The 23,397-nt window shown below is 36.9% G+C and carries 25 protein-coding genes; 19 read left to right on the top strand and 6 right to left on the bottom strand.

The features are described 5' to 3' along the window. Positions 1-9 precede the first annotated feature (9 nt). Entirely contained in the window at positions 10-792 is a 783-nt protein-coding gene (locus tag MUA51_RS09115; RefSeq protein ID WP_262559496.1) for an N-acetylglucosaminidase, read from the top strand. 53 nt (positions 793-845) lie between these two features. Continuing rightward, a complete protein-coding gene (locus MUA51_RS09110; RefSeq protein WP_262559495.1) occupies positions 846-1,973 on the top strand; it encodes an FAD-dependent monooxygenase in 1,128 nt (375 codons plus the stop codon). Between the two features lie 56 nt (positions 1,974-2,029). Here the strand turns inward: MUA51_RS09110 and MUA51_RS09105 are convergent, their stop codons facing one another. Next, on the bottom strand, positions 2,030-2,983 hold the full coding sequence (locus MUA51_RS09105; RefSeq protein WP_262559494.1) for an NAD(P)-dependent oxidoreductase: 954 nt from the start codon (positions 2,981-2,983) through the stop codon (positions 2,030-2,032). A gap of 183 nt (positions 2,984-3,166) precedes the next feature. Beyond that, complete coding sequence (locus tag MUA51_RS09100) at positions 3,167-3,532, bottom strand: DUF4870 domain-containing protein (RefSeq protein ID WP_262559493.1); 366 nt, start codon at positions 3,530-3,532, stop codon at positions 3,167-3,169. Positions 3,533-3,744: 212 nt separating this feature from the next. On the opposite strand from MUA51_RS09100, the gene MUA51_RS09095 reads away from it, so the two are divergent. Both MUA51_RS09095 and MUA51_RS09090 read left to right on the top strand, forming a co-directional pair. Further along, positions 3,745-4,821 (top strand): NAD/NADP-dependent octopine/nopaline dehydrogenase family protein, encoded by a 1,077-nt coding sequence (locus MUA51_RS09095; RefSeq protein ID WP_262559491.1) that lies wholly within the window; start codon positions 3,745-3,747, stop codon positions 4,819-4,821. Between the two features lie 41 nt (positions 4,822-4,862). Then, a complete protein-coding gene (locus tag MUA51_RS09090) occupies positions 4,863-5,201 on the top strand; it encodes a PH domain-containing protein (protein ID WP_262559490.1) in 339 nt (112 codons plus the stop codon). A 128-nt stretch (positions 5,202-5,329) separates the two neighbouring features. Here the strand turns inward: MUA51_RS09090 and MUA51_RS09085 are convergent, their stop codons facing one another. Then, complete coding sequence (locus tag MUA51_RS09085) at positions 5,330-6,637, bottom strand: TrkH family potassium uptake protein (RefSeq protein ID WP_262559488.1); 1,308 nt, start codon at positions 6,635-6,637, stop codon at positions 5,330-5,332. 383 nt (positions 6,638-7,020) lie between these two features. On the opposite strand from MUA51_RS09085, the gene MUA51_RS09080 reads away from it, so the two are divergent. From MUA51_RS09080 to MUA51_RS09050, 7 genes are all read left to right on the top strand, one after another. Beyond that, positions 7,021-7,146 carry a hypothetical protein gene (locus tag MUA51_RS09080; protein WP_262559487.1) on the top strand — a complete coding sequence of 42 codons (126 nt, stop codon included), beginning with the start codon at positions 7,021-7,023 and terminating at the stop codon, positions 7,144-7,146. A gap of 130 nt (positions 7,147-7,276) precedes the next feature. Then, positions 7,277-8,332, top strand: a complete 1,056-nt coding sequence (locus tag MUA51_RS09075; RefSeq protein ID WP_262559486.1) for an LLM class flavin-dependent oxidoreductase — start codon at positions 7,277-7,279, stop codon at positions 8,330-8,332. A 13-nt stretch (positions 8,333-8,345) separates the two neighbouring features. Further along, positions 8,346-8,699, top strand: coding sequence for a DoxX family protein (locus MUA51_RS09070; protein WP_262559485.1), 354 nt, complete (start codon positions 8,346-8,348; stop codon positions 8,697-8,699). Positions 8,700-8,993: 294 nt separating this feature from the next. Further along, positions 8,994-9,341, top strand: coding sequence for a transcriptional regulator, SarA/Rot family (locus tag MUA51_RS09065; protein WP_276580941.1), 348 nt, complete (start codon positions 8,994-8,996; stop codon positions 9,339-9,341). Between the two features lie 304 nt (positions 9,342-9,645). Continuing rightward, positions 9,646-10,806 carry an acyl-CoA dehydrogenase family protein gene (locus tag MUA51_RS09060; RefSeq protein ID WP_262559484.1) on the top strand — a complete coding sequence of 387 codons (1,161 nt, stop codon included), beginning with the start codon at positions 9,646-9,648 and terminating at the stop codon, positions 10,804-10,806. A 141-nt stretch (positions 10,807-10,947) separates the two neighbouring features. Then, positions 10,948-11,325 (top strand): YbaN family protein, encoded by a 378-nt coding sequence (locus MUA51_RS09055; RefSeq protein WP_262559483.1) that lies wholly within the window; start codon positions 10,948-10,950, stop codon positions 11,323-11,325. Positions 11,326-11,494: 169 nt separating this feature from the next. Then, positions 11,495-12,412: an ABC transporter substrate-binding protein gene (locus MUA51_RS09050; protein WP_262559482.1), complete on the top strand. Its 918-nt coding sequence runs from the start codon at positions 11,495-11,497 to the stop codon at positions 12,410-12,412. A 315-nt stretch (positions 12,413-12,727) separates the two neighbouring features. On the opposite strand, the gene MUA51_RS09045 is transcribed toward MUA51_RS09050, so the two are convergent. Next, positions 12,728-14,248, bottom strand: coding sequence for a sodium:solute symporter family protein (locus tag MUA51_RS09045; RefSeq protein WP_262559480.1), 1,521 nt, complete (start codon positions 14,246-14,248; stop codon positions 12,728-12,730). 175 nt (positions 14,249-14,423) lie between these two features. Continuing rightward, positions 14,424-15,305, bottom strand: a complete 882-nt coding sequence (locus MUA51_RS09040; RefSeq protein ID WP_262559477.1) for an N-acetylneuraminate lyase — start codon at positions 15,303-15,305, stop codon at positions 14,424-14,426. A 557-nt stretch (positions 15,306-15,862) separates the two neighbouring features. On the opposite strand from MUA51_RS09040, the gene MUA51_RS09035 reads away from it, so the two are divergent. The 4 genes from MUA51_RS09035 (at position 15,863) to MUA51_RS09020 (ending at position 18,815) form a co-directional block, all read left to right on the top strand. Beyond that, positions 15,863-16,537, top strand: coding sequence for a FadR/GntR family transcriptional regulator (locus MUA51_RS09035; protein WP_262559475.1), 675 nt, complete (start codon positions 15,863-15,865; stop codon positions 16,535-16,537). Then, positions 16,518-17,381, top strand: a complete 864-nt coding sequence (locus MUA51_RS09030) for an ROK family protein (protein WP_262559473.1) — start codon at positions 16,518-16,520, stop codon at positions 17,379-17,381. The genes MUA51_RS09035 and MUA51_RS09030 overlap by 20 nt, the downstream gene beginning before the upstream one ends. A 100-nt stretch (positions 17,382-17,481) precedes the next feature. Next, on the top strand, positions 17,482-18,042 hold the full coding sequence (locus MUA51_RS09025) for a biotin transporter BioY (RefSeq protein ID WP_262559472.1): 561 nt from the start codon (positions 17,482-17,484) through the stop codon (positions 18,040-18,042). A gap of 23 nt (positions 18,043-18,065) precedes the next feature. Continuing rightward, the gene (locus MUA51_RS09020) at positions 18,066-18,815 is read left to right on the top strand and encodes a GNAT family N-acetyltransferase (protein WP_262559471.1); all 750 of its coding nucleotides are present in this window, start codon (positions 18,066-18,068) and stop codon (positions 18,813-18,815) included. A gap of 57 nt (positions 18,816-18,872) precedes the next feature. On the opposite strand, the gene fdhD is transcribed toward MUA51_RS09020, so the two are convergent. Next, positions 18,873-19,697, bottom strand: a complete 825-nt coding sequence (gene fdhD / locus MUA51_RS09015; RefSeq protein WP_262559469.1) for a formate dehydrogenase accessory sulfurtransferase FdhD — start codon at positions 19,695-19,697, stop codon at positions 18,873-18,875. A 176-nt stretch (positions 19,698-19,873) separates the two neighbouring features. Between fdhD and modA the strand changes: the two genes are divergently transcribed. From modA to MUA51_RS08995, 4 genes are all read left to right on the top strand, one after another. Next, a complete protein-coding gene (gene modA / locus MUA51_RS09010) occupies positions 19,874-20,632 on the top strand; it encodes a molybdate ABC transporter substrate-binding protein (protein ID WP_262559468.1) in 759 nt (252 codons plus the stop codon). 11 nt (positions 20,633-20,643) lie between these two features. Next, positions 20,644-21,315, top strand: a complete 672-nt coding sequence (gene modB / locus MUA51_RS09005) for a molybdate ABC transporter permease subunit (protein WP_262559467.1) — start codon at positions 20,644-20,646, stop codon at positions 21,313-21,315. Next, positions 21,316-21,921 (top strand): ATP-binding cassette domain-containing protein, encoded by a 606-nt coding sequence (locus MUA51_RS09000; protein ID WP_262559466.1) that lies wholly within the window; start codon positions 21,316-21,318, stop codon positions 21,919-21,921. Between the two features lie 466 nt (positions 21,922-22,387). Continuing rightward, positions 22,388-23,392, top strand: coding sequence for a ThiF family adenylyltransferase (locus MUA51_RS08995; protein WP_262559465.1), 1,005 nt, complete (start codon positions 22,388-22,390; stop codon positions 23,390-23,392). Positions 23,393-23,397 lie beyond the last annotated feature (5 nt).

Genomic DNA, 23,397 nt, shown 5'->3' with positions numbered 1-23,397 from the left:
GGTTTAATTATGAAGCACTGGTTGAAGTCACATCCGTCAGTCATCTTTTTAAGTGTAATACTTGTGACATTTGCCGTTTTATTAATTGTGAATGAGACATCACTTTTTAAGAAACAGAAGATGTATACCTTTGAAACAGCGTATGCAAAGCAACTCGAAGGTGGGATTTTACATACGAAATCAAGTAGCAAAGGATTTGTGAAAGCATCGCCTGAAGAAGTGAAAGAACAGATGGCAGTTAAGCGTAGTGACTCTGATATTATGTACATGGACTTATCCAAGACAGTCAATATGTCAGAAGAAGAAGTCAATGAGATGCTTAAAGGGAAAGGTATCTTAGAAGGAAGAGGGCAAACCTTTTTAGAAGCGCAGAAACGTCACAATGTGAATGTGATTTATTTAGTAAGTCATGCACAACTCGAAACGGGTCAAGGTCGTTCTGAACTAGCAAAAGGTGTAAAAAAAGGGAAGCAAACATATTATAACTTTTTCGGTGTTGGTGCATTTGACAGTCATGCTGTTAAAACAGGGACGAGTTACGCTGTGAAGGCAAAATGGACGTCACCAGACAAAGCAATTGTTGGCGGGGCGGCATTTGTAAGACAACAATATTTTGAAAATGATCAGTTATCGTTATATCAAATGCGGTGGAACCCACAAGCACCTGGAACGAATCAGTATGCGAGTGATATCGACTGGGCGTCTAAAATAGCAGAACAGATGGCGCATTATTATAAAGAATATGGGATTAAACAAGACCGTATCCGCAAGAATCACTATGCTAAAAAGTAAGAGATGCTCATAATAGGGTGAGAGACATAACTGAAATTAAAGAGGTGAATGAAATGAAGATAGGTATTGTAGGTGCAGGGATTGGTGGATTAACATTAGCAGCATTATTGCGTGAAAAAAAACATGATGTTCATATTTTTGAACAGCAAGATGCAATCAAAGAAGTAGGTGCAGGGATTGGCATTGGTGGCAATGTGATTGAGAAGTTGGGTGACCGTGACTTAGCAAAAGGCATTAAGAATATTGGTCATATCTTGAAAACAACACGTATGCTTGATGAACATGGTCAAGTGATCAGTGAAGTACCATTTGCTGATGGAACAACAAATCTGACGATATTACGTCAAACATTGGTGGAGACAATCGCTAGTTATGTAACGGATGATATGCTTTATTTCAATCACGAAGTAACGGCAGTAGAAGGTACCGAGACAATGGCACGTCTGCATTTCCGTGAACAAGATAGTCAAACTTTTGACTTAGTGGTCGGTGCAGACGGTATTCATTCAATTGTACGTCAAACAATACAACCGAAAGCACATGTACAATATCAAGGTTATACTTGTTTTAGAGGAATGGTGGAAGACGTTCCAGAACTTGGGCAAGTGGCGGATGAATATTGGGGTGCCAAAGGACGTTTTGGTATCGTCCCTTTACTCGATGGGAAGGCTTATTGGTTTGCTGCAATCAATGCGAAGGAAAATGATTTGCAGTATAAGCGCTTCAATAAGCCATACTTGCAAGCGTATTTCAATCAGTATCCAGATCCTGTACGACGTGTGTTAGATCATCAACCAGAAACAGGAATTTTACATCATGATATTTATGATTTGAAGCCATTAAACACATTTGTATATCAAGCGCGTATCGTATTGTTAGGTGATGCGGCACATGCGACAACACCAAATATGGGACAAGGTGCAGGTCAAGCGATGGAAGATGCTATTGTTCTTGCCAACGTACTCGACAAATATGAGACGTTAGCAGAAGCATTGAAACGCTATGATAAAGTTCGTGTAAAACATACAACGAAAGTGATTAAACGTTCTCGTAAAATAGGTCGTATTGCACAAAAGCAAGGGCGTTTAACGATCCGTCTGCGCAATAGTATTGCACGTAAATTGCCAACATGGGCTATCGCAAGACAATTGAAGTTTTTATACAAAACAAAGAGCCATTAACAAAGGTAGAAGACGTAAGGACTGTCCTGTCCTTACGTCTTCTGTCACTTTATCAGTTAGTTAACGATATAATCCGGTGTCTCACCTTGTGCTTGCTTGATTAAGTTTTGTGCGACAATTTTTGCCATCATATCACGTGCTTCAAATGTAGCGTTACCAATATGTGGTGTAATCACGACATTGTCTAATGATTTCAGACCTTCAGTAATCGATGGTTCGAACTCATAGACATCAAGTGCTGCACCTTCAATTGTTTTATTTTGCAATGCTTCTAATAAGGCTTCTTCATGAACGATTGGTCCACGTGCTGCATTGACAAGGTAAGCAGTTGGTTTCATCAATGCCAGTTGCTCTGCATCAATCATGTGGTGTAATGCCGGGCTGTATGCCGCATTGATCACAACGAAGTCTGCTTCTGCTAATAATGTCTCTAAGTCGACATATTTGGCGTCTAGCTCTTTTTCACGTTCTTCTTTGCGGTTAGGTCCAGTATACAGAATAGACATGTCGAAACCTTTTGCACGACGTCCTACTGCACTACCGATTTCACCTAAACCAATAATACCGATTGTTTTACCAGACACTTCACGTCCTCTAAAGAAGAGTGGTGCCCATCCATCAAAACCTTCATGACGCATGAGTTGGTCCCCTTCAGGGATACGACGTGCGACAGCTAATAAGATACCCATTGTTAGTTCAGCTGTTGCATTAGTAGAAGCTTTTGGTGTGTTTGATACTGAAATACCTTGTTTTCTTGCGTAGTCAACATCGACGTTGTTAAAGCCAGCACCATAGTTGGCAATGAATTCAAGATTTTTTGCACTTTCAATCACTTCTTGATCTACTTCTGTGGATAGTAAACTTACAAGGCCGAATGCATCAGCTACCCCTTTTTTCAATGTGTCTTTATCAATGATACCTTGACCTTTATAAACTTCCACTTCAAAATGTTCTTGCAATAATTCTAATCCAGCATCTGGAATAGGTCCTGCAACAAATACTTTTTTCATCGTATAATCCCACCTTTCTCCTTAAGTATAGAAAACCATAGGTGAGAATACAAGGTGTGGGAGTTACATAGGGGGATTTCTCTGGGAAACTGGCAAAGCGTGTTCGAGATCTTGTGGTCTCTCATAAAAAAATACAATAATAACATGGCAATATACCAGCTATTATTGTATGAGTGTGTTCTATTATTTGAAGAATCGGATAGAAAGTGGTGGTAAATAGTCTTCGCCTTGATATGCTTTAATTAATGCAACAATTTGAAATACAAAAGCAAGAATAGCGAGTATTGGTAAAATAATAAAACCAACAAGTATCAATAGTAACACTGTTCCTGCTATGCCCCATATTGTATAAGAAAGAATGAAGTTTAAATAGTTTTTACCTGTTGTATCAACAAACTTTGAATCATCACGTTTAAGTAACCAAATAACTAAAGGACCTATAATTGTTGTAAAAAAAGAAGTTGCATATATCAAAAAAGCCATTAACTTTTCATCGTCAGATGGTTCTAACGGATAGTGATTTTGTTGGTGTGTTTCATATGTTTCCATAAATTGTCCCCCTTTGTATTATAATCTTTACTTATATTCTACATGAAAATGATAAAGAATCACAATGAAGTACATGAATTGTGATGATATAGGGTAAACATAGATTGAATGATAAAAAACAATTTCATTTCCGAGTACATTTTGGTAACATTCTGTTGAACACAATAGATGTTTGTGTCATTAGAAAATGAGATAGAGAAAGAAGGGTATATATGAAAATAGCGGTTGTAGGATCAGGGAATGGCGCTGTAACAGCAGCGATTGATATGGTGGATCAAGGACACGATGTGAAGTTATATTGTCGAAATCAATCTATCGATAAGTTTGATAAAGCGTTAGCACAAGGGGGATTTCATTACAATAACGAAGGTAAAGAAAGTTTTGTGGAATTTACGGCAGTTAGCGATAATATGGCGTATGTTTTAGAAGATGCAGAAATTGTCATGGTTGTCATCCCATCTTCACATATTGAGTACTATGCAGAATTGATGGCACATCATGTAACAGAAAATCAAATTGTCTTCTTTAATATGGCGGCAGCAATGGGGTCTGCACGTTTTATTAAAGTACTGAATGAATATAAAATTGATGCACGTCCAGTCCTTGCAGAAGCGAATACACTCACATATGGAACACGTGTTGACTTTGAAGAAGCTAGAGTTGATTTATCATTAAAAGTACGCAAAGTTTATTTTTCAACATTTGAAGAGAAAGATCTCATTGATGCATTTAACAAAGTTGAACGCATTTATCCATATATCGTGAAAGAAGAAAGTCTATGGCGTACGAACCTTGAGAATGGTAATCCAGAAGTTCATCCAGGGCCGGTGCTACTGAATGTTGGCCGTATTGATTATAGCGATCACTTTGCGTTATACAAAGAAGGGATTACGAAACATACGGTGCGTTTATTACATGCGGTAGAACTTGAGCGCTTGTCGTTAGGACGTAAGCTTGGTTTTGAACTCGAGACGGCGAAAGAGGCACGTATTGAACGTGGTTATTTAGAAAGAGAGATGGAAGACGAGCCATTAAATAAAATCTTTAACCACAGTCCAGTATTTTCTCAAATACCAGGGCCACATAAGGTGAACAATCGCTATCTTACAGAAGATATCGCATATGGTCTTGTTCTATGGTCAAGTTTAGGACGTGAGATTGGTGTGCCGACACCGAATATTGATGCGATTATTACGATTGCTTCGACTATTTTAGATCGTGATTTATACAATGAAGGTTTAACGATTGATTACTTGGGACGTGAAAATATCGGCTTAATCTCATATTAATCATATATGTAAGGAACTGTAATAAACAAAGGAGAAAGATAATGATTTTAGATAAAGTGAATCCAGAAGATTTATTTCCAACTGAAAAAGCAGGACCTTCTGTATTGGGGAAAATTGAATATGTTGTTGATGGTCAGCGTGAATTTGAAGGGGCGTATATTGCGACAAACGAACGCTTAATTATGAATGTTGATATGAACGGTCAATTTTATTATCGCAACATTCCATACAATCAAATTTCAAGCGTGTCTTTAGAAGATGAAACATTATGGATGGGATTTGAAGTGGGGCAAGTTGCGATGAGACATATACAAAGTAGCCAAGTAGATGAATTTATTGGTTATGTGCAAGAACAGATAAATAAATATCATAACGTATAATATATGAAGGTGTGAGAAGCTTGTAATAGAAGGATTCTCACACCTTTTTTAGCGGATGTTCACCTTTCGTCGTCCCACTCACTTAAATGAATGTAGTGATGACTACGTGTTATGTTAAGTTAAATTGATTAAATGTGAATATGTCCTTTAGTGTAATGGAAATTCTTAGATGTCTTTGGTGGTATTAATGCTCTTAGTATAGTTAATAGACCAACTTTCCCAAAAAGCATGACAATTATGATAATCAGCTTAGTGATACCTTGATATTCAGAAGTGAAATCCATTGTTAATCCAACAGTACCAAAAGCTGAAACAACTTCAAATGAAATTTTTATAAAAGGGATAGTTGGATTTATTATAGCCAATATAAAAGTTATGGAGACTATAAAGGCAAGCGAAATAAATGTAGTAGCAACAGCCAGTTTAATATATTTATCAGATACTTCTCTATTGAATAAAGTAGTAGTGTTTTCTTTTCGTATAGTATTTAAAACAAACATAAAAACTAGTGCAAATGTTGTCACTTTTATACCCCCAGCTGTACTTAGCGGAGCACCACCTATAAACATAAGCATCATAAATAATAACGATGTCGGTGTTGAGATATTGCCTATATCGACACTGTTAAATCCAGCTGTTCTAGTAGTAACAGATTGGAATATCGCATTTCCAATCTTTTCTATTAATCCCATGTGAGACATAGTATTCTGTTGTTCTAACAAAAAGAATGCTACACTTCCAAAAGCTATTAAGATAATAGACGTTGTTAAAACCAGTTTTGAATGTAAAGTTAATTTATTTAATGTTTTGCAATAAATCAAATCAACAATTACTAAATGACCCAATCCACCCATAATAATAAGAATAGGGATAATTATTATGACTACTGGATCGCTTGTGAAGCCCATTAAATTATTCTTAAATAATGCGAATCCAGCATTATTAAAAGCTGACACAGAGGTAAATACACTTAAAAATAATCCTTTTTCAAATCCAAATCGAGGTATAAATGATAATGTTAAACATAACGTTCCTATTAATTCAGTTACTAAGCTATATATAGTTAAATGTTTTATTAATTTAATTACGCCTCCAACTTCGTCAATATTCCATGTAACCATTATCAAAAATCGATTCTGTAATGATATTTTTTTGTTTAAAAACACTAAGGTAAGTATTGTTACTGTTACAATTCCTAAGCCACCAACTTGAATTAATAAAAGTATAATGAATTCGCCTAAAACATTAAATTGTGCACCGATATCAACCGGAGATAAGCCAGTAACTGTAAAAGCGCTAGACGCAACGAATAACGCATCAATAAAGCTTATTGGTTTCTCACCAGTGAATGGTAAATATAGTAAAATGGCACCAATAAACGTCGTAGAAAAGAACATTAATAAGTAAAAATACAATGGTTTATTTACTTTTTTCATCATATAATCTCCTGAGTCATATAATCAATATAGATAATAGCACAAATATGATGTAAGAGTATATTTTATTTGAATGTTATTATTATCAAAAAAATTAGATAGATTCTTTTATATTGTGCAATATCAAACGATATTAAATTGTTAATAAATAATCGATTAAACCGGTCAGTAACGATAGTGTAATCTATAAATAATTTTCGAAGTTTTGATTCGTGATCATTCATCGATAATTTAACAAAGCAAAAAGACATCATTTTGAAACAAAGGTCAAGCGTGTGAATATTAATAAGTTTGAAAACGAACAAAAAATACAAATCTTGATCTTAATTGGGGGAAATTGAATATACCGTGAATGGTCAACATGAATTTAAAGGAGTATCTTATTGGAAGATAATATGTTATGGATAGTATTTGAAGTTGATAAAGTAACGATGAGACATATTCAAAGTATTCAAGTAGATGAAATTATTGATTATGTGCAAGAACAGATGAATAAGTATGATGTTTGAAGGTGTGAGAAGCTTGTAATAGAAAGGATTCCACACCTTTTTAGTATATGCTTATACTCGTGTTGACAAGGGCATCATTTGGGAATATAATTCAAGTATAAAAAATATACCGAAAGTGAGGGATACACACATGACAAGAGTAGAAATCGGCTTAACATCATTTGGAGATAACCAAGATATTTATACAGAAGATGAGCATATGCCAGCCTTATCTAATGGTGAACGTATTCGTCATATCGTTGAAGAGATTAAGTTAGCAGATCAAGTCGGGCTAGATGTCTATGGTTTAGGAGAGCATCATCGTCCTGATTATGCAGTATCTGATCCGGGGACAGTATTGGCTGCTGCAGCAACGGTAACAAAGCATATCAAATTATCATCAGCAGTAACCGTTTTGTCATCAAATGATCCAGTCCGTGTATATCAGCAGTTTGCGACACTTGATGCACTGTCAAATGGACGTGCAGAAATTATGGCAGGTCGAGGCTCGTTTATTGAATCATTTCCACTTTTTGGTTATGATTTGAATGATTATCAACAACTCTTTGATGAAAAGTTAGACTTGCTGATGACGATTAATCAGCATGCTGTCGTACATTGGGAAGGGCAATTGAGACCGAGTATTGACGGTCTCGGTATTTATCCAAGAGCCGAACAACAAACGCTGCCGATTTGGTTAGCGACAGGTGGTACGCCAGAATCTTCGCTGAAAGCAGGGCGCTTAGGCCTTCCGATTACTTATGCGATTATCGGTGGAAATCCGAGACGTTTTGCGAGAAATGTTGCAATGTATCGTGCAGCTGCTGAGTCTGAAGGATACGATGGTAATCAATTACAAGTAGCGACGCATTCATGGGGCTATATTGCTGAAACGGATGAGCAAGCACAGCGTGAGTTTTATCGACCAACAGAGCAACATCATAACGTACTAGCGAAAGAACGTGGATGGCCATTATTTACAATGGAACATTATTTACGAGAAGTTGGGCCGGACGGTGCGCTATATGTAGGAAGCCCGGAGACAGTTGCTCAGAAAATTATCGATACAGTAGAAGCATTAGGTATTACACGTTTTATGTTACATTTGCCAATCGGATCAATGCCACATGAACGTACGATGAATTCAATACGTCTATTAGGTGAAAAAGTCAAATCGATTGTTGATGAATATTTTGCAGATAAATAAGGAGAGATACAGAATGATTACAAGATATGCAACAAACTTAAAAGTAGCAAAAGAAATGTTCGATGCAGCACAACCGAAGTTAAAAGGTGATGAGGGAATGAAACAAGCCTTTGAACAATTTAACTTACAACCTGAATTAGTAAAAGTAGTAGGTGCAGCAGAAGCGGCTGCCGCTGGTTTATTAGGTCTTAGCCTATTCAGTAAACGTCTATCACAAGCAGGTTCAATAATTACTTTAGGTGTAATGGGTGTTGCGATTGCTAAACACTTACAAGCAGGACACGGTAAAGAAGGCGCACAACATGCAATTGACGTTGCTAAACTTGCTGGAATGAGTTTAGCAGATACATTTCTTTCCAAAAAATAAGAAAACAACAAAGAGGTCAGTCCGATAATGGGCTGACCTCTTTGTATTTGTCGCAAGGACATTTATAGTTAAAATGATAAAGTGTAAAAAAGAAAATTATAACGCTAAATGTAATAAAAGTGAAGTGAAATTTAAGATGAAAACAACTGAAAAGCTAAATGAGAAAATATTGCTAACGAAGTGAATAAAATTTAAAATATAGTTACAAAAGATTTAAACTTAATCGTTTATATAGTTTGTAGTTTGATTTAATATATCTATCATTAACTTAGAGGTATATTAGGGGGGACCAATATGGAAAAGTATGCAGTGAAAGATATGAAAGATCTTATGGTCATTAGTTACACGTCGAAGTATTTGCAATCAACGATTAAACGTCAATTCAATCTAACGTATGAAGAACTGTTTATTTTGACATTTATTCATGACAATCGCAAGGAATCATACAACGTCAAAGACATAATACGTGCATCTGAATTCAAACCGTATTACATTACGAAGGCGTTACAGAAGTTAAAAGAACTAGGTTTCTTATCGAAAAAAAGAAATGAACAAGATGAGCGTACCGTTATTGTTGAAGTCAATAAAGCACAATATCGAAAAATGGATTTATTGTTCGAAAAGATCGAAAAACTGTTTTAATGAAACAATTATATATGTGAATAATCGTTGAAAAAATGAGTATAAGCTGTGTGTGAATAAACAGCAGTTGAGACATAATAACTTTGTGTTTTGAGAATCTGATAAAGAAGCGAACCAAAATCATGGGAGTTCTGATCAAATTCTAAACACTTTAATCTTAACTTCTGTGGATGTATTTGCCGCAGCTTTTTTATTGTGCATTTGTGACAATCGTGTAGCATTTTGTAGAAGTATAGGAATTCCGAGTAAAATATATTATAATGTTGAGTAAATAACTAAGAATAAGAAGGTTGTGAATGCAATTATGAGATCAGTTTTAGTTCAAACAGAGATACAACGTGAATGGATTCAGAAGTTAGAGCAACAACGTGAGGAATTTCAGTCATATGCACAATCAAATGATGAACAAAGCCGCTTTCCGTATGAAAACATTCAATGGCTTGTCGATTCAGGATATACACAACTCACATTGCCAAAAGAATATGGAGGTGCTGGCGCAACAATTGAAGACATGGTCGTTTTACAGTCTGTATTAGGATCAATCGATGGTGCGACAGCATTGTCTATCGGATGGCATGTTGGACTCGTTGGAGAACTTTTTGAAAGACAATTATGGAACAAAGATGTGTTAGATGAGTTTGCAGAAGCGGTAAAAGCGGGTGCATTGATTAACCGTGCTGTTAGTGAAGCAGAAACGGGTAGCCCAACACGTGGTGGTAGACCGAGCACACATGCGACATTAGAAGGAGATACGTATACGCTTAATGGTGTTAAAACATTTACGTCAATGAGTCGTGGTTTAACGCATGTTATTGTTGCAGCGTATATTCCACATAAAGAAAAAGTAGGATTCTTCTATATTCCAAAAGAAGCAGAAGGATTAGAAGTGGCAGATAACTGGAACGTTGTTGGTATGAGAGCAACAGAAAGCCATGACTTGGTAATGAATGACGTAAAAGTACATGAGAAATATTTAGTAGAAATCAAAGGAGAAGAACCGAAGTTTCAAAATGGCTGGATGCTACATATTCCAAGTACATATTTAGGTATTGCACAAGCAGCACGTGACTATGCCATTGACTTTAGTTTAACGCACAGTCCTAACAGTATTGAAGGAACGATTAGTGACCTTCCAGTCGTACAACAAAACTTAGGAAAAATGGAAACGAAGTTATTAACAGCACGCCACATGCTATGGAGTACAGCACGCGCTTACCAAACTCTAGGTGATGTAGATGATATCTCTGCTGAAACAGCTGCAATTAAAATTATCGTGATGAATGAAGGTCTAGATGTTGTAGACTTAGCAATGCGTATTGTTGGCGCAAAAAGCTTAGAAATGGACAGACCTTTACAACGTTATTATCGTGATATGCGTGCAGGATTGCATAACCCACCGATGGAGGATATGACATATACGAATATTTCACATGGTGTCTTAGAAGAGCGTCGTGAGCATTTGTAAATGATGTCATTTTGATACTATAAAATAGGTAGTATGTTGATATGATCTGTATATGAACAATGTATGCATATCATTGACAGAGATTGAAAGTTGCTTTTACGAGCTATATAATAGAGATATTCTATTAAAGGAGAATATTTTATGCGGTTATTGTTATTACCGGTTGGCGTTATTTTCACCCTACTTGGATTTGCTGGAGCCGTATTACCTCTATTGCCGACAACACCTTTTTTGTTAGTCGCTGTTATATGTTTTGCGAAAAGTTCGGATCGTCTACATGATTGGCTAGTGAAAACACATCTTTATCAAGCGTATGTGGAAGACTTCCGCAAATATAGAGGCTACACTATGCGAAAAAAGATACAGTTACTATTGAGTGTGTATCTTGTTGTAGGTTTTTCTATGTGGATGGTGGATATCTTCTGGGTACGCATCGGTTTAGTGATCATGTTAGCGATACAAACGATTGCGTTGTTTACATGGGTGAGAACACTGCCTGAAAGTCATGATAGTCGGTAACACAAGCATTTTTGATTGAAAGACCGTTCATTATAGAAGCAGATAGTTAAAAAGTCTCGTACTATTTTAACTATCTGTTATTTTTTTGAAAAATTGATTGCTTTAAATAATAAAACAACATATAATAACAATGATAATCATTATCAATTAAATTATGGGAGATGTACTGATGAAAAGATTACTATTTTCTTTATTAGCAGTTGTTTTTGTTCTTGCAGCATGTGGTCAAAGTAATAATAGCAAAGAGTCTAAGGCTGAGATGCAATCGCTTGAATTAAAAACAGCAGACGGTTCACAAAAAGTAGACATTCCAAAAGATCCAAAACGCATTGTGATATTATCACCAACATATGCGGGTGGACTTAAATATTTAGATGCTAATATTGCAGGTGTTGTTGAAAGTGTTGATCAAAGTCCTGTATTAGCAAAACAGTTTAAAAATGTTGAAAAGTTAGGTGCTGAAGATGTCGAAAAAGTAGCGACTTTGAAACCAGACTTAATTTTAACGTACAATACAGACAAGAATGTTAAAAAATTAGAAAAGATTGCACCAACACTTGCAATCGACTACGTTCAATACAACTACTTAGAACAACAAGAATTACTTGGTAAAATAGTCGGCAAAGAAGATCAAGTCAAAGAATGGAAAGCTGATTGGGAGAAACAAACGACAAAAGATGGTAAAGAAATTAGAAAACATCTTGGTGAAGATACAACAGTTTCAATCTTTGAAGATTTTGATAAAAAAATCTACGCATACGGTAAAAACTGGGGGCGTGGAAGTGAAGTTGTCTATCAAGCATTTGGTTTGAATATGCCAACAGAATTAGAAAAAGCGACTAAAAAAGATGGTTGGACAGAGATTTCTAAAGAAGAAGTTGCGAAATATGCTGGAGATGTTGTGGTGAGTGCACAAGCAAAAGGATCTGCTGAACCAGAATTCCAACAAACAGATATGTGGAAAAACTTACCAGCTGTTAAAAATGATCGTGTGATCAAAGTAGATTCTAATGTATACTGGTACAATGATCCGTATACTTTAGACATTATGCGTAAAGGCTTGAAAGAACAATTAATGAATAAGTAACAGAAAAACAGGAACTGAGACATAGTGCTCAGCTCCTGTTTTTAAGATGTAGAAATAAGTGTAATGGCAATAGGTGTCTGAAGTGAAAATGCGTATTTCAAACTTTGGGAGCATTACAAAAATCATAAACATTTATAATGATTTTGTCGTAGTGCCCCTGCAAAGATGATTAGATGTGTGACAAGTTTATTAAGTAAACGTAGTCACATATCAATCAGCTACTGCAAAACTTCTAGTCACCCTTGCCGGGGTGGGACGATGAAATCTTTTTTAGTAAAAAAGATTTCTGTCCCACTCCCTTTTTTGTATTTAGATTTAATGTTGTTTTGATTGATAAGTCACTTCTCCGTGTTTGTCGAAAATAGTAAGTCCCGCAATATCTTTCTTTGGTTGTGGGATGATAAGACTCGCAACATATGCAACGATAAAGGCGATTGCAAAGGCAAGGATAGATACGTAGAATGGAGAACCTGCACCACCAATACCTTGTAAGAAGTAGCTTGCAATAACTGCTACGATGATACCTACAATAACACCTACACCGTGTGTACGTTTTGTAAAGATACCTACTGCAAAGATACCCGCAATTGGTACACCAAAGAGCCCTGTGATTAATAGGAATAAGTCCCAGATATCATTTGAGTCGGCAGCGATTAAATAGAGCGAAATCAGCATACCAACCAGACCGACTGCAACTGTTGCAAAACGTGCGAAGCGTACTTCTGCTTTTTCGCTTTTCTTTCCGAAGAAACGTTGTTTAATATCGACAGACAGACAAGCAGCGATTGAGTTCAAACTTGAAGAAATCGTTGATTGCGCGGCTGCGAAAATAGCGGCAATTAATAAACCAGCAACGAATGGTGGCATTTCAGTTAAGATGAAATACGGCACGATTGATGATGTATTAAAGCCTTCTGGTAATGTTTGATGTTGTGCATAGAATACATATAGTACAGTTCCCATACCGTAGAAAAGAGGCGCAGAGATAATGGCTAAAAGACCGTTCGTCCAGATTGACTGAGACGTTTCCTTCAGTGATTCAGATGCTTGGTAACGTTGTACTACATCTTGACTCGCAGTGTATTGCTGTAAGTTGTTAAAGACACTTCCTAAAAAGATGATTGGAATGGCTGCAGCTGTCGCATTCAATTTCCAGTTATCAATGCTTAATAATTTTTTATTTTCAACGGCATCACTTACGACAGATGAAAACCCACCGTCAATATGTGCAATCCCCATGATGATAATAACCAGTGCACCACCTAGTAAGATGACACCTTGAATAAAGTCACTCCATACAACGCCTTCAAAACCACCAAGGAATGTATAAATGATACATAAAAGACCCACGAGACTTGCAACAACATATGGATTAATATCAGACACGGAAGTAATCGCAAGTGTTGGTAAGTAAATAACAATAGCAATTCGTCCTAAATGGAAGAAGACGAAAAGTAATGATCCGATAACACGAACTGCAGGATTAAAACGCGCTTCTAAATATTCATATGCTGACGTAACACGTAATTTTTTGAAAAATGGAATATAGAAATAAATGAGTAAAGGAATAATAGCGACAATGGCTACGTTACCCGCAATGTACGACCAGTCTGTTAAAAATGATTTTTCTGGCGTCGACATAAAAGTGATGGCGCTTAAAGTTGTAGCATAAATTGAGAAACCAACCACCCAGGCTGGCAATCGACCACTAGCGGTAAAGAAGCTGTCTGTATCTTTACCTGCACGTTTTGTAAAGAACGCTCCGATGCATAGCATGAGTAGTAAATAGAGAACGAGTGCAACCCAGTTCCAAAAACCAAAACCAATTGTTTCCAAAGTAAAAACCCCTTTTAGAAGTTACAAATTTATAAGCCGAACATTTGTAAGCGTTATCATGTATTAGTGATAAAAAGGAAAGAGATAGGGTGCCAATATCGTGAAATATTGATGTGGCATCTTATTTGCTATCTCTTTCCGAATAACCAATGAAAATGATTTATCATCCATCTAATTATAAGTTGTATTTCGTAATCAAATCTTTAAGAACCGGACGATGTGCTTCATTGAATGGATGGAATGGTGCTTTTGGCAGTCCTGTATCGATACCTTTTTCAGTTAAGAATGCTTTGAGTGTTGGATAAAGTCCCATTGCAATGACTGATTCGATAATATCATTCGTTTCATGTTGTAATTCATAAGCACGTGCGACATCACCATTTTGAGCAGCTTCAAATGTTTCACGAGCACGAACACCATTGATGTTATAAGTTGAACCAATCGCCCCATCAACGCCAGAAATTGCTGCTTGTACAAGCATTTCATCAAATCCTGAGAAGATGAGTTTATCAGGGAACGCTTTACGTAAACGTTCTAACAAGTAGAAGTCAGGTGCTGTGTATTTTACACCGATAATGTATTCATTTTCGAATAATGATTCAAATTGTTGAATTGAAATATTCACACCAGTAAGACCTGGAATAGAATAAATAATCATATTGTTTTTTGTTGCTTCGATAATTTTGAAGTAGTAATCACGAATTTCTTCAAATGTAAATGGATAATAGAACGGTGTAACCGCTGATAGTGCATCGTAGCCTAACTCTGTTGCGTACTGTCCAAGTTCAATTGCTTCATTTAAGTCTAAAGAACCAACTTGTGCAATCAGATGAATCGCATCTTTTGCTTCATCTTTAGCAATGCGGAAAACTTCTTTTTTCTGTTCAGTATTCATTAAGAAATTCTCTCCTGAACTTCCGTTGACATATAGACCATCTAATTTTTGAGCATCAATCGCGTTTCTAACAATTTGGCGGAGTCCAGCTTCTTTCACTTGACCAGATTCATCAAATGGTACGAGAAGCGCAGCATATAAACCTTTTAATTCATTATTCACAAAAAGCCCTCCAAAATTTTTATTTGTCATATTGGTCTGACCAATTTATAATTTAATTGTAAGCGTTATCAAAGATTTGGTCAATATAAAACATAAAAAAATATCCTAACGAGGTTGTGAGAGAAGCGCTTAGGGGTTGAGCAGAACCCAAGCAATTCTCAAAATAGCTTTTTGATTTTGTAGAGCCGTGAAGTTCTGTCGCAAATTCTGTACTTTGAACACTGACACCACGAGGTTGTGAGTAAAGCGTTTAGAATTCGAGTAGAACCCAAGCAATTCTCGAAATAGCTTTTTTATTTTGTGGAATTGCGACGTTCTACGGAGAATTCTGCTTTATGAACACTGACACCACGAGGTTGTGAAAAGTACGGTTAGAATTGAGTCGCACAAAATCTATTCTCAAAAACCGAAACAATTGGTACGATGATGTGTGTAACTAGATGAGTCATGATATCGTTGTATTAAAAGTTAAAGTCAAATACAGTAGATGGAAATCGCAAAATTAACTATGGCAATGAAACATCAAGATAAACATGATTGGAAAAGGAATGTGTAAAGTGGAATCTATCGATAAGGTGACGGCACGTCAAAGTTTAAAACAAATGGTTGTTGAAAAAATAAAGGATCATATTATTAAAGAACAATTACAAGTAGGTGATAAGTTGCCGACAGAACGTCAATTAGCTGAAGATTATCAAGTGAGTCGTTCAGTGATTAGGGAGGCGCTGAGTTATCTTGAAAATACAGGTGTGACAGAAAGTGTACAAGGTCGTGGTACATTGGTTAAAGAACAAGATATACGTCCGCTTATTGAAGGCTTCCTGTTTAGCTTTCAAGTGTCTCAAGGGAACCTGAAAGACTTGATGATGTTACGTTTGACGTTTGAACTGGCTGCCATAGATGTTATTGAAAGAGAACGGGCATCACTGGAAGGAATGGAACAAACTCTTGTTGATGATGTGTCGAAGTTTGACAGTGAAACTGATCGTGCATTTCATGCGCAGCTATTGATGGCTGTGGATTCAGAGTTGTTTAAGCAGATGAGTGCTGTTGTACATGCTTATTTTTATCGAACACCGATTGAAACATCAGAAGCACAAAACTTAAATAGTATGCAGGAACATCAACAAATATATGAAGCATTGAAGAGCCAAAACTACGATAAAGCTAAAGTATTACTAACAGATCACTTGATGAAAGGGGCAGAATACTATGACGAACATCGCATTTGATATCGGTGGAACATATATTAAGTCGGCAATAGTCGCACAAGATGGGGGGCTCTCTCATTATCAAAAAGTACGGACACCAGTCAATTATGATGATGCGATTGTGAAAGAAGTTAAAAGACAATTATGCGCCTTTAAAGAACAACACCATTTGACTGATATTCGTGTCGGTATTTCAACAGCGGGTGCTGTGAATCGAGAACAACGTAAAATTGCGTATGCAAATCCTAATATTATAGATTATACCGGTACGGACTTTTCAGAACATCTGGCACCATACGTACAAGAACTACATGTTTTTAATGATGTAGATGCGGCGCTACTTGGTGAACTCACAGTACATACAGAAGATGTTGAAAGTATTTTCTGTTTAACGTTAGGAACTGGCATTGGTGGAAGTTACTATCATAAAGCATTTGGGTTGATGACAGGTGCACGTCATCGACCGAATCAAATTGGTAACTTACTTTATGATCCTGAAACGGGTACGAACTATGAGCAACGGGCTTCAACAAACGGATTGAAACGACAATTGTCTGATAAGGGATATCCATATCTACCAATTCCTGAGTGGTTTGAGAGAGCATATAGGGGTGATACGTGTGCACATCTTGAATTACAAGAATGGGCAGAAGAAGTGGCACGTGGAATTGCAGAAATTCAAATAATGTATGATCCACAAGAGATCGTTATCGGTGGGGGGATTTCTGCACAGGGTGACAGATTATTACAACTGATTGTGCCACAAGTAGAAAAATATCTCCCAAAAGGCTATGGTCATGCTGAAATTAGTGTGGCACGATTGCAAAATAATGCAGCACTGATTGGCGCAGTTTCGAAATTGTAAACTTTTATAGACTAGAGGTTTACAAGGGTGATATAATACAGCGTAGAATCAAAAAAGAGAAACGGATTCTGATTTTTCTTATATACAGGAGGAACAGTTATTGAATACAAAACATTTAGTCTATGCTGCGCTCATGACAGCTATTATCGCCGTAATGGGTTTAGTGCCAGCGATTCCGTTGCCATTCTTACCCGTACCCATTGTATTACAAAACGTAGGTATCTTTTTGGCGGGTATCATATTAGGTCGTAAATATGGGGTGTTAAGTGTTATTGTCTTTTTATTACTCGTTATGGCAGGAGCTCCTTTACTATCAGGTGGACGAGGTGGTTTCGGTGTATTTTTAGGACCATCAGCTGGATACCTTGGTATGTATATCATCTCTGCGTTTTTGATCGGATGGGCACGTGATCGTCACTATGATAAACTTAACTTTGGACGCACACTTGCTATCATTGTGATATATGGTGTGGTTTTACTAGATGCAGTAGGTGGCATTGTGATGGCGCTTATTATCCATATGCCAATTGATAAAGCATTGTTACTGTCATTGACATTTATTCCTGGAGACTTAATCAAAGCGATCATTGCGAGTCTAATTGCAGTTGCTTTGTATCATAACCCAGTGACAGCACGTATTATGAAACAACTGTCTGCATAAATATAGAAAAAGCAGGTGATCAGATGAATGTTACTATGGCACATATATATACGGACGGTTCATTAGTTGGAGAAGATGATAGAGTAGCATATTATCAAACGCCCGAGAGACCGCTTAAATTTGACGCAAACAAGTGGTGTTATAAAAAAATGCCTGACTTATTGACGTTCAAAAATGACATGATTCAGCAGGAGAAAGTACATAAAGCACAAGGTTCATCACATCTAAACTTCGTCTTTCCACAAGATATGAAACCATCTGTTGATATGCTTCAATACTTGCGGGGAGAAGGTTTTTCACTCGGTTGTATCGAATTGTATATGATTGAATCTGAGCAGTTAAGACAATTGACACAACAGCCTATTCGATTAGAACGAGTGACTGGAGAGAACATAGAAGATTATTTTACTGTTTTCACCCCTTCAAGTATTGAATATGGAGAAGCTTATATAATAGAAAGCAAAAACTATATGAAAGAAATGCTATTGGACGCATCTCATGAAGTTTGGTATTACGTTGCTTATAATGATTCTGAGCCTGTTGGTATTGTGAATGTGATCTCGAGCGAACATTTTGTGGAGATTGATGGTTTTGCGGTATTAACAGAGTATCAACGACGTGGCATTGGCTCGCGTATGCAAGCAGCAGTTGGTGATTTAGCAGGAGAAAAGCCGGTGATACTCGTAGCTGATGCAGAAGATACAGCTAAAGATATGTATATAAAACAAGGATATACATATATGGGCTTTCAATATTCAGCACTTAAAGAATAAAAATAGAAGCATTAAGAAAGCCACTGTGCACATCATTGTGAAACAGTGGCATTTCTATTAGGTACATTGCTGTGATGTATTGAGTAGTTTCGGTGCACCCACTACACGTTCTGGATGACTATATATGTTAAAGTGACCTTCTCTTACGAAACCGATAGCTGTAATGTTCAAGTCTTGTGCAAGTTGTACTGCAAGTGTCGTCGGTGCTGACTTAGAAATGATCATACCAACACCAATCTTTGCGGCTTTAATTAATATTTCAGATGAGATACGCCCGCTAAAGATTAATATTTTGTTGCGTACAGAGATATGTCGTTTAATACAGTAGCCGTAAAGCTTATCAAGCGCATTATGTCGTCCGATGTCTTGGCGATGAACATAAAACGAATGTCCGTCGCTAATCGCCGCATTATGTAGTCCGCCAGTTGCGATAAATGTTGTACTATGTGCTTGTAGTTGTGACATCATATGAAGTATTTGCGATGGTGCCAATTTGATAGTGGACATAGAAGTTTTAGCAATGGCAGCATCATTTTGAAAGTAAAATTCTCTGCTTTTACCACAACAGGAAGCAACCATACGTTTTGTCGAAAGGTAGTTTGCTTGTTCAATATCAGTCGTAACTTTTACATGTGCATAACCACGCTGATCATCTAATTCAAGTTGTAGCAAATCTTCTCGTTTAAAGATGACACCTTCTGAGGCTAAAAAGCCTAATACAAGTTCTTCCAAATTATTTGGGCTACAAATAATTGTCGCAAATTCGTGGCCATTCACGATAACTGTCAACGGGAACTCTGTTACATAATCGTCTGTTGTTTCAATCAATTCACCATCTTGATAGCGAATCATTGTTTGATTATAGCGAATGTCGTGATCCATGTATAAGCCCCCTTATCTCTGTTGGATTAACCGTGTCTATTACTATTAGTTTAAGTGTTTTTCTATCATTTTGAAAGCCTTTAAGAAATATTATGCGATAAAAAATAGCCTTTTTAATGGAGCATTTGATAAAATGATAAAAAAGAGAACATTGCTTTTAAAAGGGGTGTTAAATGATGAAGTCAAAATTTTTATGGGTGTTGTGTATGTCGCTCGTATTACTGTTGGCAGCATGTGGTACATCACAGTCTAATGGTAAGAATGAAAAGGAACAAATCACTATTTCAGCAGCGGCAAGCCTTACTGACGTAACAAAAGAATTAGAGACAGCCTTTCACAAGAAGCATCAAGACGTTAATCTAGAATTTAATTATGGTGGCTCTGGTGCATTGAGACAACAGATTGAAAAAGGGGCGCCAGCTGATGTGCTGATGTCTGCGAACACAAAAGACGTGGATGCCTTGAAAAAACAAGGGAAAGTAACAGATATTTATGACTATGCGCATAATAAGCTAGTGTTGATTAAGTCAAAAGATAGCGAACTTACAGGATTAGATAGTCTAAAGGATTCAGATAAGTTGGCAATTGGTGAAGTGGAATCTGTACCGGCGGGTAAGTATGCGAAGAAGTATTTGGAGCGCCAACACTTATGGGATACAGTACAATCACACATTGTGTATGCGAAAGATGTACGTGAAGTACTGAACTATGTGGACAAGGGGAATGCACAACTTGGATTTGTTTATGAAACAGATTTATTTGTTGGCGATCAACCGCAACAAGGTGTTGAAAAAGTATTTGAAGCTGAACTGGACAAACCAATTACGTATCGAATGGGTCTTGTGACAGACAATAAGGCTGCGAAAGAATGGCTGGAGTTTATGCAGTCGGATGAAGCTAAACAAATTTTAAAAAAATATCATTTTGAAGTCTAGGTGACACATATATGTCGGAACTTACACCGTTTTGGATCTCTTTACGTGTGGCAATGATTAGTACCATTATTGTTGTTATATTTGCCACATTACTCGCAAAATTTTTATATAACAAACAAGGACGTCTCATTAAGTTTTGTGAGAGTCTCGTACTGTTACCAATAGTGTTACCACCAACCGTTATGGGTTTCTTACTGCTCATTTTATTCTCGGTAAATGGACCGATTGGGCACTTTTTGACGGATATTGTAGGTATTAAAGTTGTGTTTACATTGACAGGTGCCGTGATTGCATCAGTCATTGTAAGCTTTCCATTGATGTATCAACATGCAGTACAAGGCTTTCGGAGTATTGATGATAAAATGTTGAATACTGCACGTACAATGGGGGCAACAGAGCGTAAAATATTTTATCGACTTATCTTGCCACTATCCAAACGTGCACTGATATCTGGAACGATGATGGCATTTGCCCGTGCTATTGGTGAATTTGGTGCAACACTGATGATTGCAGGGTACATTCCCGGTAAAACGAATACGTTACCTCTAGAAATCTATTTTCTTGTTCAACAGGGAAGAGAGAATCAAGCATGGCTATGGGTATTGATACTTGTTGCCTTTGCGGTATCAGTTATGGGAACGATGAACGTGCTCAATAAAGATCGATATCGTGAGGTGAGATAGATGCTTGATATTTATCTGGAGAAACGAATCAACGATAAAGTGATTGCTTTTCAAATAAAGACAGACAAACCTAAGATTTATGCTTTACAAGGTGTTTCAGGTATTGGGAAAACAACGTGTCTCAATATGATTGCTGGGATTCAATCACCGGACAAAGGCTGGGTACGTATCAATCAAAAAAACATTTTGGATACGACTCAACCACTGAATATACCGATTAGAGATCGTCATATCGGTTATCTTTTTCAAGATTATCAGTTATTTCCTCATATGACGATTCGACAAAACATTACCTTTATGACTGAGTTTAATACACATATTGAGAAGCTTGTTGGTACACTTAAAATTACACATATTTTGGATGCTTATCCGTTGAGATGTTCTGGTGGAGAGAAGCAACGGGCAGCCTTAGCAAGAGCATTAAGTACGAAACCTAATTTGTTGTTATTGGATGAGCCGTTTTCTAGTTTAGATGATGTTTCTAAACAAGAAAGTATGAAATTAGTGCAGTATATTTTTGAAACGTGGCAAATTCCGATTATTTTCGTCACACACTCACAACAAGAAGCGCAACAATTGGCACATGAAATCATTGAAATTGGATAAATATTTAAGGAGCTGGGACATAGTGCTCAGCTCCTCGTTTTTAAGATATAGAAATAAGTGTAATGGCAGTAGGTGTCTGAAGTGAAAATACGTTTTTATAAACTTTGGGAGCACTACAAAAATCATAAACATTTATAATGATTTTGTCGTAGTGCTCCTGCAAAGATGATTAGATGTGTGACAAGTTTATTAAGTAAACGTAGTCACATATCAATCAGCTACTGCAAAACTTCTAGTCACCATTTCTGTCCCACTCCCATTTATTAATAGATGCATTGATTTCAAGCGATTTTAATGATAAATGGATGAAGTGTGACGTATATTGAGAAACTTAGGGAAAACACTGGATGAATGTATTGAAATGCCTAATTGTCGCATAGTTACTGATGCGTTTTAATTGATTGAGAGTATAGATGGAACAACGTATAATTAGAAGAGACTATTAAAGTAAGAAAGGTTAAGAACCATGACACATAATCGTTATTCACGACAAATACTGTTTGATGGCATCGGTCAAGACGGACAAGAGAAGATTAATCGCAAGTCTGCATTGATTATAGGAATGGGCGCATTGGGCACACATCTCGCTGAAGGACTTGTACGTGCAGGAATAGGAAAACTTCATATCGTGGATCGCGATTATATTGAGTATTCAAACTTACAACGTCAAACACTCTTTACAGAAGAAGATGCACGACAGCAGATGCCGAAAGTGATTGCAGCTCAGAACGCATTACAAGCGATTCATGAAGATGTCGATGTCGTCACTTATATCGAGCATGTCGATGGTGTCTTTCTCAATGAGTTAGTACCACAAGTGGATGTTGTATTGGATGCCACAGATAACTTTGAGACACGTATGATGATTAATGATGTTGCTTTTGCTTGTCAAAAACCATGGGTATACGGTGGTGTTGTACGAAGCACGTATGTTGAAGCAGCTTTTATTCCAGGACAAACCCCGTGCTTTCAATGTCTAATCCCACAGATTCCAGCTATGAATCTTACGTGTGATACGGTAGGGGTCATTCAACCGGCTGTTACGATGGCGACAAGCTTACAATTGAGAGATGCATTGAAAATATTAACAGAAACACCGATAGAGCCTAAGTTGACATACGGTGATATTTGGGACGGTACACATCATGTATTTGGCTTTGGTCGTATGCAACGTAAAGGGTGCACGACTTGTGGTGAACATCCTGAGTATCCGTATTTGAACCATACATCAACACAATATGCTGCGATGTGTGGCCGTGATACAGTTCAATATCAACATGAAGGTTTAACGTATGAACAGCTAGTGGAGTATTTAACCACACGTCATATCGCCTATCATTCAAATGGGTATTTATTACAGTTTGAGTATGAAGGCTACCGCATTGTCGCATTTCAAAATGGGCGTCTGTTGATACATGGTATGAAAGAAGTGACACAAGCGAAGAAGTTGATTCATCAATTATTTGGTTAACATGA

Source organism: Staphylococcus sp. IVB6214, assembly GCF_025558585.1.
Taxonomy (GTDB): domain Bacteria; phylum Bacillota; class Bacilli; order Staphylococcales; family Staphylococcaceae; genus Staphylococcus.
This window is presented reverse-complemented; position numbering and strand designations above follow the sequence as displayed.